This is a genomic window from Geobacter grbiciae, from assembly GCF_018531165.1.
In the GTDB taxonomy this organism is placed as follows: Bacteria; Desulfobacterota; Desulfuromonadia; order Geobacterales; family Geobacteraceae; genus Geobacter; species Geobacter metallireducens.
In genome coordinates, this window is the sequence record NZ_JAHDIW010000015.1 from 1 (window position 1) to 15,751 (window position 15,751).

Here is a 15,751-nt window from a genome sequence, read left to right on the forward strand (position 1 = left end):
CAAATCCGATGTACTTCCCTCTATCTAATCTCCTTCCTCCTGAATCTACGCTGCAACTAATTCACGAAAGAACCCAAAAAATTGTGCTGGTGAGCAATACTACGCTGCCTGTGAAAAGGGCTGAACCTGCCGTACCTTCTGTGCCAAGGCTTTTTCGGCAGTTTTCAGATCAAAACTAGTTTGCAAATTCATCCAGTAAGTTGGCGTCTGACCGAATGCCTTGCCAAAAAGCAATGCCAACTCTGCAGTAACAGGACGTGTGCCCTTGATGACATGCGAAACTCGCATCGGCGAAACACCGATTGCGTGAGCAAAGGCATTCTGCGAGATGGCAAGCTCATCAAGTATTTCTTTCAAGAACACCCCAGGGTGTATAGGAGGAAGACCGTTCTTAGTCGCCATGAGATTTCTCCTTAATGGTAGTCGGTTATCTCGACGTCAGTTGCTTCGCCGTGGGCGAATGAAAAACAGATGCTCCACTGGTCATTAATTCTGATGCTCCACTGTCCTGCCCTGTTGCCAGAAAGAGCTTCAAGGCGGTTCGATGGCGGCATCAACAAATCTGTAACCTCACGTGCGCTGTCCAACTGCGTCAGACGCATGATCGCGCGAGTGATGATTTCCGGGGGAAATTTCTTGGACTTCCCAGTCGCAAAGAGTTTTTCCGATTCCTTATTTGCGAACGTTGTAATCATGAGGCAAGTGTAAACATTTTGTTTACACAGGTCAATGTGGAAATAAACTCACGCTTGTTTTGACCTCCTTATCGGCCTATATTGTGGCTTGTAGGTAGATCAAAATAAGGAGTCGACCCATGAAACCCATCTCGGTCACAAACGATATAATTCCCATCGCCGAGTTCAAAACGGGCATTTCCAAGTGGTTCAAAAACCTCCAGGAATCGGGGCATCCTCTGATAATCACGCAAAACGGAAAGCCGGCCGGGGTGTTGCTGTCGCCGGCCGACTATGATGAGCTGGTGTATCGGCAATCCTTTCTCGATTCGGTCGGTAGGGGAATAGCCGATGCCGAGAGTGGCAGGATATTCAGCGCCGCTGAAATCAAGGCGACCCTGGCTGCCAGAAGAAACAAGGGATAATCGGGGATGGAGATACTGTGGACCCAGGAAGCCCTTGAACAACTGATCCAGAGAGAAGACTTCATTGCAAAGGACAGCCCCGAACGGGGGGCGCTTTTCGTTGATCGGATTATTGACCATGTGGAAGGTTCCTTGCCGGAAAATCCCCCGTTGGGGAGAACTGTTTCCGAGATAGCCAATCCCGCCATTCGAGAGTTGCTGTTCAGGGACTATCGAATTGTCTATCGGCTTACGGAAAACACCATTGAAATACTGTCCGTTTTTGAAGGCCACCGATTGCTGCGAAGTGACGAAATAGAATAAATCAAGCCGGAGGATATATATGAAATTACCCGACAAACAGGGCCACTTCGGCCAGTTCGGCGGCCGCTACGTGCCGGAGACGCTCATGCCGGCGCTCCTGGAACTGGAGAAGGCCTACAACCACTACAAGAACGACCGCGAATTCAAGGAGGAGTTCAATTACTACCTCCGGCAGTACGTGGGGCGCCCCAATCCCCTCTACTATGCCGAGAAGCTCACGAAGAAGCTGGGGGGCGCGAAGATCTACCTGAAGCGCGAGGACCTGAACCACACCGGCGCCCACAAGGTGAACAACACCATCGGCCAGGGGCTCCTGGCCAAGCGGATGGGGAAAAAACGGGTCATCGCCGAGACCGGCGCCGGCCAGCACGGGGTGGCCACCGCCACCATCGCGGCACTCTTCGGCATGGAGTGCGAGGTCTTCATGGGGGAGGAAGACATCCGGCGCCAGGCCCTGAACGTCTTCCGGATGAAGCTCCTGGGCGCCACGGTCACGCCGGTGACCGCCGGCACCGCCACCCTCAAGGACGCCATGAACGAGGCTATGCGCAACTGGGTAACCTACATCCACAATACCTTCTACGTGATCGGCACCGTGGCGGGGCCCCACCCCTATCCGGTGATGGTCCGCGACTTCCAGTCGGTCATCGGCCGGGAGGCCAAGGCCCAGCACAAGAAGATCGAGGGAAGGTTGCCGGATGTTCTCGTTGCCTGCGTCGGCGGCGGCAGCAATGCCCTGGGGCTCTTCTACCCGTTCCTCAATGACCGGGAGGTCCGGATGGTGGGGGTGGAGGCCGCGGGCCACGGCATCGCCTCCGGAGCCCACGCGGCGCCGCTCTGCGCCGGGACGGTCGGCGTTCTCCACGGCAACAAGACCTACCTCCTCCAGGATGAGTTCGGCCAGATAGCCAATGCCCACTCCGTTTCCGCCGGCCTTGATTACCCCGGCGTTGGCCCCGAGCACGCCTGGCTCAAGGATTCCAGGCGGGCCGAGTATGTGTCGGTCACCGACGATGAGGCCCTGGAGGCCTTCACGCTCCTGACCCGGGAGGAGGGGATCATGCCGGCCCTGGAGTCGTCCCACGCCATCGCCCACGTGGTGAAGCTGGCGCCGACACTGCCGAGGGAGCAGACCATCGTCGCCTGCCTCTCCGGCCGGGGGGACAAGGATATTCACACGGTGGCCGACGCCATGGGGGTACAGTTTTAGTATTTGTAAAAATGAACACTATGCCGAAAAATGCCTTTGTAACTTGTTGAAAATACAGGCTAATATAAAAAAATAGCTTGACATTGCACGCTGTTTTACCGTATAACACGACTCGTCCGTAAAATAGAACGGACACAGGGAAAGGACCCGCTTTGGGTCCTTTTGCTGTTTCTGAGTTGAGATTGCTTCATTAAGGATGTTTGTTAGCTATTTTCGTGGACCATGGCGACTCTGTCGCATAGCCGGGAGACCTGGAAATCCAGTCGTCTCTACATCAAGGAAAGGAGTTATTGGCCGGTGCCGGTCCTGCGCGTTCGTCGCGCTGTCCCGTTCCGTTTCGTTGACCGTCCGGCAAAGCCTCAAAAACCGACCCAAAAAATAACTATGAAAAAAATGATCCTTCTATCGGCAGTCATGATGCTCACTGGTGTTTCCTGCAACCAGACCGCTCTGCGCCGGGACCCCGTCACGGTGGTCCTCAGCGAATCCGGTGTTGACCTGGAAGTCCGTCGGCTCATGGATCAGGGTATCGAGTTGGATGAACGTCAACGACAGGCACGGGCCATTGCCACGGTGTTTGCGCGACGCACCACCCCCGACCGGGCCTACCGGCTCGCATCCCTCTGCTACCTGAAAACCCTCGGTACCGATTTCATGCCCCTCGACCTTGCCGAACTGGCCTTGGCCGAAACCGGTTCCATCGGCTTCGACCCGAAGGCGGTTTCGTCGAAGGGTGCCCTTGGTGTCTGGCAGCTCATGCCCTATCGGGCAGAGAGCCACGGATTCAACCCCCACGAGATGGCCAATGACGAAAAATGCGCGGAGGCCGCTGTTCGGGAGTTGGCCACCAAGCTCGACATGGCCCGCGGCAATCTGGTGAGGGCAAAGAAACTCTACTGCGGCGTCGGTCCCGAAGCCGATGCCTACGAAATCAAGCGCCGCCGCTACCAGCGAGAGATCCTGAGGGAACTCGGCACTCCCCTCCACGTCCGGGCCGTGGATTTGCGCTTCTCGTTCGCCAAGGTCTCATAGCTCTGCCGCAGGCGAGCAGGACAACCCAGCACGAAGGGCGGACTTCGCAAGGAGTCTGCCCTTTTTCGTGGTACTTCTCGCGCGGCAGGGGACGGATGTGGTAAGGTGGGGCTGCAAATCGCGGAGATGTCAGGAGGGTTGCATGAAAAAGCTGTTGATTCTGGTTGTGTGCATGATTTTCTGCGCCGGCTGTTCGCTGTTCCTGGATAAGCCGGAAGTGAAAGTCAGGGATTTGAATGTTGTCGGGATCGGCGTCGAGGGGGTGGATCTCGAGTTCCTCCTGACGGTCACCAACCCCAATTCGTTTCCCCTGGTCCTGAACGGCTACACCTATGATCTGAACGTCATGGCGCTCCCGCTCACCAAGGGGGGAAAGCGCGAGCGGATCGAGTTCCCCGCCGATAAGGCCACTGATGTGCGGCTTCCCTTCAAGGTCGCTTATGGGGATCTGTGGGAAATCCTCAAGCGCCAGCCAGACCAGAATAAGATTCCCTATCGGCTGAACGCCGGGCTCGAGGTGGAAACCCCCTTCGGTACCACCACGGTGCCGGTGAGCAAGGAGAGTGTGTTTGCCGTGCCGGAGCGCTACCGTACTTCCGGTATTCTCAAGGGTGTCACCGACTTGCTGAAAGGTTTCCGGCAATGAATGTCATCGATGTTGTCGGGCTCGCCAAGAGTTTCGGCTCCCGCACGGTTCTCGACGGTGTCACCTTTGCCGTGGGCGAGGAGGAGAAGGTCGGCCTCATCGGCGTCAACGGCTGCGGCAAGTCGACCCTCATGCAGATCCTTGCGGGGCTTGAGGAGCGGGACGGCGGCACCATCATGACCCGTCGCGGCGCGTCCATCGGCTACCTCTCCCAGGAGCCGCTCCTTGACGACGGGCTCACCATCGGCGAGGAGATTGAGCAAGGTCTCGTGGAGATCCGGCGGGTCATGACCGAGTACGAGGGGGTGACGGCACAGCTTGCCGAGCCGTCGCCGGACCACGACCGGCTCCTGGAGCGCCAGGGAGAGCTGACCTCCTGGATAGAACACCATGGCGGCTGGAACACCGACCACCGGGTGGCGGAGATCATGACCCACCTGGGAATCCCCGACCGGAACCGGCGTCTCGGCGAGCTCTCCGGCGGGACGAAGCGGCGGGTGGCCCTGGGGCGCCTCCTCCTCCAGGCCCCGGACCTCCTCCTTCTGGACGAGCCCACCAACCACCTGGACGCCGACACGGTCCAGTGGCTTCAGGAGCACCTTATGGCCTATTCCGGCGCGGTGCTCCTCATAACCCACGACCGCTACTTCCTCGACCAGGTGGTGGGGAGGATGCTGGACCTGGAGCGGGGCCTGATTACTGCATACAGCGGCGGTTACTCCAGCTACCTCATCCAGCGGGAGGAGCGGCTGGCCCGGGAGGCCCGGGGGCACGACCGGCTCCTGAATCTCCTCCGGAACGAGACCGCCTGGATGCGGCGGGGCCCCAAGGCCCGCACCACCAAGCAGAAGGCCCGCATCGACCGGTTCCACGACCTTGAGGCCCGTGCACAGGTGGAGACGACCCGGGAGACCACCATCGCCTTCACCCCCGGTGATGGTCTGGGTGGCACCATCATGGAGCTCCAGGGGGTGCGGAAGTCCCTGGGGGGACAGCTCCTGGTGGACGACCTCACCTTCCTCATGAAGCGCGGCGACCGGGTCGGGATCATTGGCCCCAACGGCTGCGGCAAGACCACCCTCATGCGGATGATCATGGGGGAAGAGCCGCCCGATGGCGGGACGGTGGTAATCGGTGCCAAGACCCGCATCGCCTACTTTGACCAGAACCGGGAAATCCTCGATCCGTCACTGACCCTCTATGATTTCCTCGGCGAGGGGGATTACGTGACGGTGGGGGGGGAGCGGCGCCACAAGATTGGCTACCTGGAGGAGTTCCTCTTTCCGCCGTCCGACCGGATGCGGCGGATCGCCACCCTCTCCGGCGGCGAGAAGAGCCGCCTCATCCTGGCGCGCCTCATGCTGGCGGACGCCAACCTCCTCGTCCTGGACGAGCCCACCAACGACCTCGACATCCCGACGCTGCAGCTTCTGGACGATGCCCTGACCCGCTTTCCCGGCTGTATCCTCATGGTGACCCACGATCGCTTTTTCCTCGATAAGGTGGCAACGGGCATCCTCTCCTTCGAGGGAGAGGGGAGGACCGTCTTCTACGAAGGGAACTACACCCTCTACCGGGAGCTGAGAGCGCAAAATCTGAAAGAAGAGAATAAGGGCGGGAGTGGCAGGCCCGTTGCGGCACCTCCTGCGGTACGCGAACGGCCCCGCAAGAAGGGGCTCACCTTTGCCGAAAGGCAGGAGCTCGAGCGGGTCGAGGCGGAGATCGCCCACCTGGAGCTCCGGACGGCGGAGGTGGAAGCCGCCCTGGCGGATCCTGCCGCCTATGCTGGGGCGCCGGGGGGGATAGCGGCCCTTTCCACGGAATTCGCCCATATGGGAGAGAAACTGGAGGAACTTCTCCTTCGCTGGGAAGAGCTCGAAACCAAGCGGTCGGAGGCGTAGGCCCGGCAGCTCGGGAAACCGCGTCGGTAGCCTCTTTTCGCTTGAAAAATCAGACCTTGGCTGTTATATCAAGACCAGTTGATTATTAAATTTTTCATGCGCAGGGGCACTTTATGCTCAAGGATATGAAACTCGGCGTACGGCTTATCGGATCCTTCATCATTATGGCCGTCATCGTGGCGGTGACCGGATTGATCGGCATCCGGAGCATCAACATGGTTTCAAGCCGTGTCGGGACCGTCCTGCAGGAACAGTACGATCAGCAGAAGGTGGCGCTCCAGCTCCAGTCGGCCGAGCGGACCGTCCGGGCGGACCTCCTTGAGGGACTGATGGGGCACCTTGACGAAAAGGGAATGAAGGAGCACCTCGACTCATATACCAAGAACCGCGATCTCATCCGCCGTTACTCAACGGGACTTCTCAAGGGGGACGAGGCGCTGGGGATTCACCCGGCGCCCAAGGACAGCGTCATGGAATCCCACGCCGAGACCCTCACGGAAACATGGGGCGAATACGAAAAGGTTGCCGAGAAGATCATCGCTTACAAAACCGCTGTTATTGCCGGCCAACAGACTCCGTCCACGCTGTCCGAGTCCCGCCTCATCTCGGAGCTTTCCGGTGCCAGCGAGTTCGTTGCCCGTGATATCGACGATCTCATCGAAACGGTCAAGGGGATGATGAAGGATGCGGGGAAGGAGACGTCGCGGGTCAAAACCTCCGTAACCATAACCTTCATTTTCGTGATTATCGGTGCCGCGGCCCTCGCCTTTTCGTTCGGCATTGTTGCTACCCGCAACATTATTCGCCGCGTCGATCAGATGGTCAAGGCCGTGAAGGGCGGCGCGGAGGGGGATCTCTCCTCCCGGGTGCCCATCACGTCGGGAGATGAACTCGGCCGACTCGGCGATGACTTCAATACCATGCTGGAGAAGCTCGGTGAACTCGTTAAGAAGGTGAATCGCTCCCTGGTGGAGGTGGGGCAGATCTCGGCCAACATCTTCGAGGTCTCCCGCCGGGTCCTCTCCGCGGCCGAGGTTCAGGCCGAGGGGGGGTCCCAGACATCCTCCGCGGTGACCGAGATCAATGCTTCCATCAAGGAAGTTTCCTCCGGGGTCGACAGTCTTTCGCTCTCGTCGTCGGAGACCTCGTCCTCCATCCTGGAGATGGCCGCGAGCATCGAAGAGGTGGCCTTGAACGCGGAGGCCCTGGCCCAGTCCGTTGAGGAGGTGAGCTCTTCGGTCGTGGAGATGGTGGCGTCCATCAAGCAGATCAGCGGCAGTGTCGCGAGCCTCATGGAGGCGACCTCATCCACTGCTTCTTCGGTGGCCGAGATGGACAGCTCCATCAAGCAGGTCGAGAAAAACGCCATGGAATCCGCGGCCATTTCCGAGGGAGTCCGCCGTGACGCCGAAACGGGCAAGGCTTCGGTTGAGGCCACCATTGCGGGCATCAGCGAGATCAAGCGCTCGTCCCGGATTACCTCCGAGGTGATCGAAACCCTTTCGGAGCGGGTCAGCGATATCGGCGCGATCCTCTCGGTCATCGACGAAGTGGCCGAGCAGACCAACCTCCTGGCGTTGAACGCCGCCATCATCGCCGCCCAGGCAGGGGAGCACGGCAAGGGGTTCGCCGTGGTGGCCGACGAGATCAAGGAGTTGGCCGAACGGACCTCCAGTTCCACCCGGGAAATCTCCCTGCTCATCAAGGGGGTTCAGGACGAAACCGCCCGGGCCGTGGAGGCGATCGAGGTGGCCGAGAAGAGCATCGCCGACGGAGAGATTCTGTCACAGCGGTCGGGCGAGGCCCTCGCCAAGATCGTTACCGGGGTCCAGGAGACCACCGCACAGGTGGAAAGCATCGCCCGGGCCACCATGGAGCAGGCCAAGGGGAGCCAGATGATCCGGGAGGCCATGGAGCAGGTCTCCGACATGATCGGCCAGATCGCCAGCGCCACCCGTGAGCAGAGCAAGGGGAGCGACATGATTATGGGGGCTGCCGAGCGGATGAAGGGGCTCACCTCCCAGGTAAGGGTCTCCACCAAGGAGCAGGCAAAAGTCGGGAATTTCATTGCCAGTTCCACGGAGAATATCACCACCATGATCCGCCAGATCAAGAGGGCCTGTGACGAGCAGACCCGGGGGAGCGAGCAGATTATCCGCGCCGTAGAAAACATCCAGGAATCAACGGATACAAACCTTGGGGCCGCCAAGATGATGGAGGACTCGGTCTCCCGGCTCTCCCGCCAGCTTGAAGTGCTTCAGGGAGAAATGAACAGCTTCAAGGTTGAAAATCAGGGAGCAGTGCCCAAGGGTTAGGGCCAGCAATGTAGTTGTCACCACCTCCGAAAGGTTTAACAATGAGTAGAATTACCGGTACATTTGCCGAGTTGAAACGAACCGGAAAAAAGGCCTTGGTGACCTTTATCACGGCCGGTGATCCGGACCTTGCAACGACAGAAGAGCTGATACCGCTCCTGGCGGAGAACGGCGCCGACATCATCGAGCTGGGGGTACCCTTTTCCGACCCCATGGCCGATGGCCCCACGATCCAACTCTCCTCCGAGCGTGCCCTTGCCGCCGGCACAACCCTGTCGAGGATTTTAGCTACAGTAAAATCCGTCCGGGGTCGCACCCAGGTCCCCATCGTCCTGATGGGATACTTCAACCCGATCTTCAGCTACGGCCTCGAACGGTTTGCCGCCGATGCGGCCGCGGCAGGGGTCGACGGCGTCCTGCTGGTGGATCTTCCCCCCGAAGAGGCGGGGGAGTTCAAGGCGTGCGCCGACCGGCACGGGATCGACGTCATTTTCCTCCTCACTCCCACGTCCGACGAGACGCGGATCCGCACGGTGACCAACCGTGCCCGTGGCTTCATCTACTATGTCTCCGTAACCGGCGTGACCGGTGTCCGCAGCGGCATAGAGGCATCGGTGGCCGGCAACGTGAACATCATCAAGGAGTGCTCTAAGGTGCCGGTGGCAGTAGGATTCGGTATCGCCACCCCCGAACAGGCGGGGGAGGTGGCTGCCACGGCCGACGGCGTGGTGGTCGGCAGCGCCATTGTGAAGCTTTTCGAGAAGCACCGGGGTGAGGAACTCAAGGGAGCACTGGCAACCTTTGTCTCATCGCTGAAGCAGGCAGTGGACCGGGGAAGATACGACAATTGACTTTGTCGTCGATTTCTGGTACCAGAGGACTTCATTTTTACTAAAAATATCCGGGGCGTTGCTTGTCCCGACGGAGTGAAAGATATGGCGTGGTTCAAACGCGACAAGGCGCCGGGCGCGGCAGACAAGAAGGTGAAGGTTCCCGAGGGGCTGCTTACCAAGTGCGTGAGCTGCAAGGCTAACCTCCTAACGAAGGATCTGGAGAAAAACATCAATGTCTGCCCCCAGTGCGGCCACCACTACCGGATCTCGGCCCGGCAGCGGATCGATCTGCTCATGGATCCGGGGAGTTTTGCGGAGCACGACGCCGGCATGACGTCGGTGGACGTCCTCAACTTCAAGGATTCCAAGAGCTATCAGGACCGCATCCAGCAGGCGGTTGCCAAGGGGGGCTCCCGTGACGCCGTTGTCTGCGGCGAGGGGGCGATTGACGCTGTCCCGGTGCAGCTGGCTGTCTTCGACTTCTCCTTCATGGGGGGAAGCATGGGGAGCGTGGTGGGGGAGAAGATCACCCGCGCCATCGAGCGGGGGATTGAGAAGCGGACCCCGGTCATCATCATCTCCGCCTCGGGCGGCGCCCGGATGCAGGAAAGCATTCTGTCGCTGATGCAGATGGCGAAGACCTCGGCAGCCCTGGCGAAGCTGAAGGATCTGGGGCTTCCCTACATTTCGATTCTCACCGATCCCACCACCGGCGGCGTAACGGCAAGTTTTTCCATGCTGGGCGATGTCAATATGGCCGAGCCCAAGGCCCTGATCGGTTTTGCCGGACCGCGCGTCATCGAGCAGACCATCCGGCAGAAACTTCCCGAGGGATTCCAGCGTGCCGAGTACCTCCTGGACCACGGCATGGTGGATTTGATCGTGGAGCGTAAGGCTATGCGGGCAAGGCTGGCCCAGATCCTTTCGATGCTCTACCGCCGCTGAAGCGGAGAGGTGGCGAGCGATTGACCGGCAGGGGCGGAGGTGTTCTCTCCGCCCCTGTTGCTTTCGTGGGTCAAAGCGGTGGATTTTCCCCCTCTCTTCCCGTATAATCCCGCCCGTCATGACCTACGAGGAGACCCTGACACATATCTACGGCCTGCGGCGTTTCGGGATCAAACCCGGGCTCGAACGGATCGCCACGCTTCTGGAGAGGCTCGGCAATCCCCACGAGCGGCTGCGGGTCGTTCACGTGGCAGGGACCAACGGCAAGGGGTCCACGGCGGCGTTTCTGGCCTCCATCCTGACGACAGGCGGGTATCGGACCGGCCTCTTCACTTCTCCCCATATCACCCGATTCACCGAACGGATTCGCATCGACGGCACCGAGATCGCCGAGGACGCGGTCTGCCGCATTGCCGGGCTGGTCATGGCTGCCGCCCCGGATGGCACCACCTTTTTCGAGATCGTGACCGCCATGGCGCTCCGTTATTTTGCCGAGGAGCAGGTGACTGTCGCCATTCTCGAAGCGGGTATGGGGGGAGGCTCCGACGCCACCAGCGCCGCTTTCGGAATCCTTTCCGTCATCACTCCCGTGGCCCTTGATCACTGCGTGTGGCTCGGCGATTCGCTGGCGGCAATCGCCCGGGAGAAGGCCGGCATCATCAGGCCGGGGAGGCCGGTGGTACTTGCGGAGCAGCAGGCGGAGGTTCTTGGCGTCATCAAGGAGCGGAGCACGGCCCTCAAAAGCCCGTTGGTACGTTTCGGCAGCGATTTCGGCGCATCTTGGGGAACGGATGGGCTTGACTACCAGGGGATGGGACGGGTGCTGTCAGGCCTTACACCGGGAATTGGCGGGCGTTATCAGGCCGTGAATGCGGCGACTGCCCTGGCTGCCGCGGAGCTTCTGATCACCGTCGGCTACTCACTTGCGGATGAAGCGCTGCGCAGCGGCATCTCCCGAGCCCGCTGGCCGGGGAGAATGGAATATTTTGCCGGCCCCCCCCGGATCATTTTTGATGGGGCCCACAATCCGGCAGGTGCCCTGGCCCTGGCCGAATCCCTGGCGGGAGTGCCGCGCCGGCGTCTGATCGTGGTGGTCGGGGTCATGGGGGATAAGGATGCCGCCGGAATTCTCGGGCCGCTCCTTCCCCTTACTGACGAGGTGGTGGCGGTTACCCCGGCGGTGGAGCGGGGGTTGTCCTCGGCCGAGCTTGCCGCCCTGTGCCGCCGGTTGGGCGTTTCCGCTACCGACGGCGGACGCGTGCCCGGGGGGCTTGCCATGGCCCGCAGCATGGCCGCGGTCGATGATCTGATCCTTGTCTGCGGCTCCCTCTTTACGGTGGGAGAGGCCCGGTCGGCGCTTCTCGCCCAGCGGTTCGAACCTTTCCGAGGATAAGTGACAGTTACCCATGGGAATTTTTTCATACAGACACCTCCTTCTCTTTGCGCCAGTTTTTCTTTCGGCACCGGCAGCGGCGTTGGCCCAAGGCGATGCGGGCGGTCCGGTCCATGTGGAGGCGGATACCCTCACCCACGAGGCGGCCCAGGACCGCATCGAGGCCACGGGGAGTGTCCGGATAAGGGGGCGGGGGATGACGCTCCTGTCGGACAAGGCGCTCCTTTTTCCGGATCGCAATGAAGCCGAGGCCCTGGGAAACGTGTCCCTCAAGAGCGACGGTGACATGCTGCGCGCCGACCGGCTGCGGATCAACTACGAGGATGAGACGGGAGAGGTGGAGCAGGGAGACGCCTTCATCAAGAAAGGGAACTTTCACGTCCGCGCCGCCCGGATGTACAAGCTGGGCACCGACAGTTACCGGCTCGAGAAGGGGACTTTCACCACCTGCGATGCCGAGCGCCCCAGTTGGAAGTTTTCGGCCTCCGACGTGAACGTTACCCTTGGCGAATACGCCACCGGCAAGCACGCCCTCTTCTACCTGAGCGACGTGCCAATCTTCTATTTCCCCTATATCGTGTTTCCGGTAAAGACGGAGCGGCAGTCGGGCTTTCTTACTCCTCGCGGCGGTAACTCCAGCAAGAAGGGGCTCACCTTTAATCTCGGCTATTACTGGGCCATCAGCCCGAGCCAGGATGCCACCATCAACCTCGACATCCAGAGCAAGCGCGGCGAGGGGCTCGGCGTCGACTACCGCTACATCCGGAAGCGGGGGAGCGAAGGGAGTTTCCGGGGCTATGCCATCTACGACTCCAACCAGCAGCGGTTCCGCGGGGACATGAGCCAGAAGCATCAGGAGATCATTTCCGATACCTTCAACATCAAGTCGGACATCAACCTGGTCACCGACCGCGACTTCTACCGCGATTTCGCCGAACAGACCGGGGATTACAACCGGAACCAGCTCGATTCGTCCCTTTCCCTGACCAAACAGTTCCACCGGCAGGTGCTCGTCGGAGAATTCAAGTACGTGGAGGATCTGCGGGAGGAAATTCTCGACAACCGCAAAACCCTCCAGAAACTACCGGTCATCAGCCTCTTCGGCGTCCGGGAACGGCTCTTCGGCTCGCCGCTCTTTGTCTCCCACGAATCGAGCTTCACCAACTTCTACCGCAGCGAGGGGATCAAGGGGCAGCGGCTCGACCTCCACCCGGTCCTGACCGCCTATGCGAAGCCCTTCGATACCATCGAGGCCACGGCATGGGCCGGCTACCGCCTTCGGCTCTACAATGCCTTCGATGTCCCCCCCAACGACCCCAATAATCTTCCTGATGCCGACGGCTACCACGGCATGGGGCTCTTCACGGGTGGGGGAGCGCTCTCGTCAACCTTGGCGCGGGTCTACGAGACAAGGTACGCGGCCGTCCCCAAGGTCCGCCACGTCCTGATCCCCGAGGTACGGTACAGTTTCGTGCAGAACCGGCAGCAGCAGGGGCTCCCCTTTTTCGATTACAACGACCGTCTCGTTCACGAAAACCGCGTCGTCTACTCCCTGGCCAACTACGTGACCGGCAAGTTCGCCGGTGCGGGAGACACCGCCGAGTACCGGGAACTGCTCTACCTGCGGCTTTCCCAGGGGTACGACTTCAGCGGCGACCGACGCGATCTCCTGACGCTCGTGGACAAGAAGCGGCCTTTCACCGACGTGATGCTGGAGGCCCGGGTCAATCCCCTGAAGCAGATATCCCTCTCCCTCGACAGCCGGTTCAATGTGTATGATGCCAACATCTCCACGACAGCCGTTTCCGCCGATGCCAAGGACGAAAGCGGCAACGCCGTGGGGGTGACTTATCGCTTCGCCCGCGATGAGGTCGACTACCTGGAGGGGAGGGCCTCCGCGGCCCTGTTGAAGCCGGTGTTCCTGAGCTATGCCGCCCGCTACTCTTTCGACAAGAAGGACTTCCTGGAGTCGTTCTATTCCGTTGAATACCGTCACCAGTGCTGGAGTGTCAGCGTCACCTACCGGGATCGCGTCGACACCAAGGATTTCTTCGTGAACTTCAACCTGGCGGGGATCGGGTCCCTGGGGACGGTCAGGGTATTCTAGGACCGGCAGGCTTCCAGCCGGGCATTTCGTATGACAGGAGAGGTTTCCATGCCTGAAATGTTTGTTCCACGCGCCATTCTCGTCACCGGCGGCGCCGGATTTATCGGCTCCAACTTCATCACCCACTTCATGGCCGCCAACCCCGGCTGCCGGGTGGTCAACCTGGATATCCTCACCTATGCGGGGAACCTGAAGAACCTCGTGGAGGTGGAGAAAAGCCCCGACTACCGCTTTGTCAGGGGTGACATCTGCAATGGGGAGCTGGTCCGTGAACTCCTGGCCGAGGAGCGGATCGAGGCGGTGGTCCACTTCGCCGCCGAGTCCCACGTGGACCGCTCCATCACCGGCCCGGAGATCTTTGTCCGCACCAACGTCCTCGGTACCCAGGTGCTGCTGGAGGAGAGCCGCCGGCACCGGGAGGCAAAGGCTGTCGAACGGTTCCGGTTTCTCCACGTATCCACCGACGAGGTCTACGGCACCCTCGGTGAAACCGGCTACTTCACCGAGGAGACCCCGCTCGCGCCCAACTCCCCCTATTCGGCCAGCAAGGCGGGTTCCGATCTCATCGTGCGGGCCTACTACGAAACTTACGGGTTCCCGGCCCTCATCACCCGCTGCTCCAACAACTACGGCCCCTACCAGTTTCCCGAGAAACTCATCCCCCTCATGATCCACAACATCGTGGCGAACAAGCCCCTTCCGGTGTATGGCGACGGCAGGAACGTCCGCGACTGGCTCCACGTGAAGGACCATTCCTCGGCCATCGAGACGGTCCTCAAGGGGGGAAAGCCGGGGGAGGTCTTTAATGTCGGCGGAAACAACGAGTGGTTCAACATCGACATCGTCCAACTCCTCTGCGATCTCCTCGATGAGCGACTCGGCAGGCCAAAGGGGGAGAGCCGGGGGCTCATTACCTTCGTGAAGGACCGCCTGGGCCACGACCGGCGCTATGCCATCAGCGCCGCAAAGATCAAGAGGGAGCTCGGCTGGGAGCCCTCCTACACCTTCGAGCGGGGGATTGCCGAGACCGTTGACTGGTACCTGGCCAATGGCGCCTGGGTCGAGGAGGTCACCTCGGGGGCCTATCGGGACTATTACGAAAAACAGTATGGAGGAGAGTCATGATTCTCGTCGTCGGCGCCAAGGGGATGCTCGGCCAGGACCTCATGCAGGTGCTGCCGGGAGACGTGCGCGGGGTGGACATCGAGGAGATTGACATCACCTCGCCGGAGTCGGTGCGTCGAGTGCTCCTGACCCTCAAGCCCCGGGTGGTGGTGAACTGCGCCGCCTACACCGATGTCGACGGGTGCGAAACCAACGTCGACCTCGCCATGCGCGTGAACGGGGACGGTGTGGGACACCTGGCAGCCGCCACCCGGGAAATCGGGGCGCTCCTCGTTCAGGTGAGCACCGATTACGTCTTCGACGGCACCAAGGGAACACCCTATGTTGAGGATGATCGGGTCAATCCCCTGAGCGTCTACGGCAAATCGAAGCTCGTGGGGGAGAAAAAGGCCCGGGAGAACCCCGACCACCTCATCGTCCGGACCCAGTGGCTCTATGGCCATGGGGGAAAGAACTTCGTGGAGACCATGCTGCGGCTTGCCGGGGAGCGGACCGAGATCGCCGTGGTGGATGACCAGATCGGCTCCCCCACCTGGACCGCGGACCTCTCCCTCGCCATCACCGAACTCATCGAGAACAACTGTCGGGGCACCTACCACGCCGCTAACCGGGGCACCTGCTCCTGGTACGAATTCGCCAGGGCGATCTTCGCCGAAGCTGGCGTCGGGATGACGGTGCGCCCCCAGAGCACGGAAGAGCTGGGACGACCGGCGCCCCGTCCTCTCTATTCGGTCCTCGACTGCGACAAGCTTACCCATGATGCGGGGCTTGAGTTGGAGGACTGGCGCGAGGCCCTTAAAAACTATCTGGAAAGGCGTCAGCCGGCAGTAAGAAGCTGACGG

The 15,751-nt window shown here is 60.6% G+C and carries 15 protein-coding genes; 13 read left to right on the forward strand and 2 right to left on the reverse strand.

Annotation, left to right across the window (positions count from 1 at the left end):
- Positions 1-99: 99 nt before the first annotated feature.
- Together KJB29_RS15380 and KJB29_RS15385 are read right to left on the reverse strand one after the other, a co-directional pair.
- Positions 100-402, reverse strand: a complete 303-nt coding sequence (locus KJB29_RS15380; RefSeq protein WP_215735293.1) for a HigA family addiction module antitoxin — start codon at positions 400-402, stop codon at positions 100-102.
- Positions 403-413: 11 nt separating this feature from the next.
- Positions 414-695: a type II toxin-antitoxin system RelE/ParE family toxin gene (locus KJB29_RS15385; RefSeq protein WP_215735294.1), complete on the reverse strand. Its 282-nt coding sequence runs from the start codon at positions 693-695 to the stop codon at positions 414-416.
- A gap of 119 nt (positions 696-814) precedes the next feature.
- Here KJB29_RS15385 and KJB29_RS15390 point away from each other — a divergent pair, with 119 nt between their 5' ends.
- The 13 genes from KJB29_RS15390 (at position 815) to rfbD (ending at position 15,748) form a co-directional block, all read left to right on the forward strand.
- Positions 815-1,099, forward strand: a complete 285-nt coding sequence (locus KJB29_RS15390; RefSeq protein ID WP_215735295.1) for a type II toxin-antitoxin system Phd/YefM family antitoxin — start codon at positions 815-817, stop codon at positions 1,097-1,099.
- Positions 1,100-1,105: 6 nt separating this feature from the next.
- Positions 1,106-1,402, forward strand: coding sequence for a type II toxin-antitoxin system RelE/ParE family toxin (locus KJB29_RS15395; protein WP_215735296.1), 297 nt, complete (start codon positions 1,106-1,108; stop codon positions 1,400-1,402).
- Positions 1,403-1,421: 19 nt separating this feature from the next.
- Entirely contained in the window at positions 1,422-2,612 is a 1,191-nt protein-coding gene (gene trpB / locus KJB29_RS15400; protein ID WP_215735297.1) for a tryptophan synthase subunit beta, read from the forward strand.
- A gap of 384 nt (positions 2,613-2,996) precedes the next feature.
- On the forward strand, positions 2,997-3,644 hold the full coding sequence (locus KJB29_RS15405; protein ID WP_011366060.1) for a transglycosylase SLT domain-containing protein: 648 nt from the start codon (positions 2,997-2,999) through the stop codon (positions 3,642-3,644).
- Between the two features lie 142 nt (positions 3,645-3,786).
- Positions 3,787-4,290: an LEA/WHy family protein gene (locus KJB29_RS15410; protein WP_004512419.1), complete on the forward strand. Its 504-nt coding sequence runs from the start codon at positions 3,787-3,789 to the stop codon at positions 4,288-4,290.
- Positions 4,287-6,191 (forward strand): ABC-F family ATP-binding cassette domain-containing protein, encoded by a 1,905-nt coding sequence (locus tag KJB29_RS15415; RefSeq protein WP_004512420.1) that lies wholly within the window; start codon positions 4,287-4,289, stop codon positions 6,189-6,191. Before KJB29_RS15410 ends, KJB29_RS15415 begins: the two co-directional genes overlap by 4 nt.
- A 113-nt stretch (positions 6,192-6,304) precedes the next feature.
- Positions 6,305-8,506: a methyl-accepting chemotaxis protein gene (locus KJB29_RS15420; RefSeq protein ID WP_011366059.1), complete on the forward strand. Its 2,202-nt coding sequence runs from the start codon at positions 6,305-6,307 to the stop codon at positions 8,504-8,506.
- Positions 8,507-8,547: 41 nt separating this feature from the next.
- On the forward strand, positions 8,548-9,357 hold the full coding sequence (gene trpA / locus KJB29_RS15425; protein ID WP_004512422.1) for a tryptophan synthase subunit alpha: 810 nt from the start codon (positions 8,548-8,550) through the stop codon (positions 9,355-9,357).
- Positions 9,358-9,441: 84 nt separating this feature from the next.
- Entirely contained in the window at positions 9,442-10,284 is an 843-nt protein-coding gene (gene accD, locus KJB29_RS15430) for an acetyl-CoA carboxylase, carboxyltransferase subunit beta (RefSeq protein WP_215735298.1), read from the forward strand.
- 118 nt (positions 10,285-10,402) lie between these two features.
- A complete protein-coding gene (locus tag KJB29_RS15435) occupies positions 10,403-11,677 on the forward strand; it encodes a bifunctional folylpolyglutamate synthase/dihydrofolate synthase (RefSeq protein WP_215735299.1) in 1,275 nt (424 codons plus the stop codon).
- Positions 11,678-11,690: 13 nt separating this feature from the next.
- Positions 11,691-13,784 carry an LPS-assembly protein LptD gene (locus KJB29_RS15440; RefSeq protein WP_215735300.1) on the forward strand — a complete coding sequence of 698 codons (2,094 nt, stop codon included), beginning with the start codon at positions 11,691-11,693 and terminating at the stop codon, positions 13,782-13,784.
- 48 nt (positions 13,785-13,832) lie between these two features.
- Positions 13,833-14,909 carry a dTDP-glucose 4,6-dehydratase gene (gene rfbB, locus KJB29_RS15445; RefSeq protein ID WP_215735301.1) on the forward strand — a complete coding sequence of 359 codons (1,077 nt, stop codon included), beginning with the start codon at positions 13,833-13,835 and terminating at the stop codon, positions 14,907-14,909.
- Positions 14,906-15,748, forward strand: coding sequence for a dTDP-4-dehydrorhamnose reductase (gene rfbD, locus KJB29_RS15450; protein ID WP_215735302.1), 843 nt, complete (start codon positions 14,906-14,908; stop codon positions 15,746-15,748). The genes rfbB and rfbD overlap by 4 nt, the downstream gene beginning before the upstream one ends.
- The last annotated feature ends 3 nt before the right edge of the window (positions 15,749-15,751 follow it).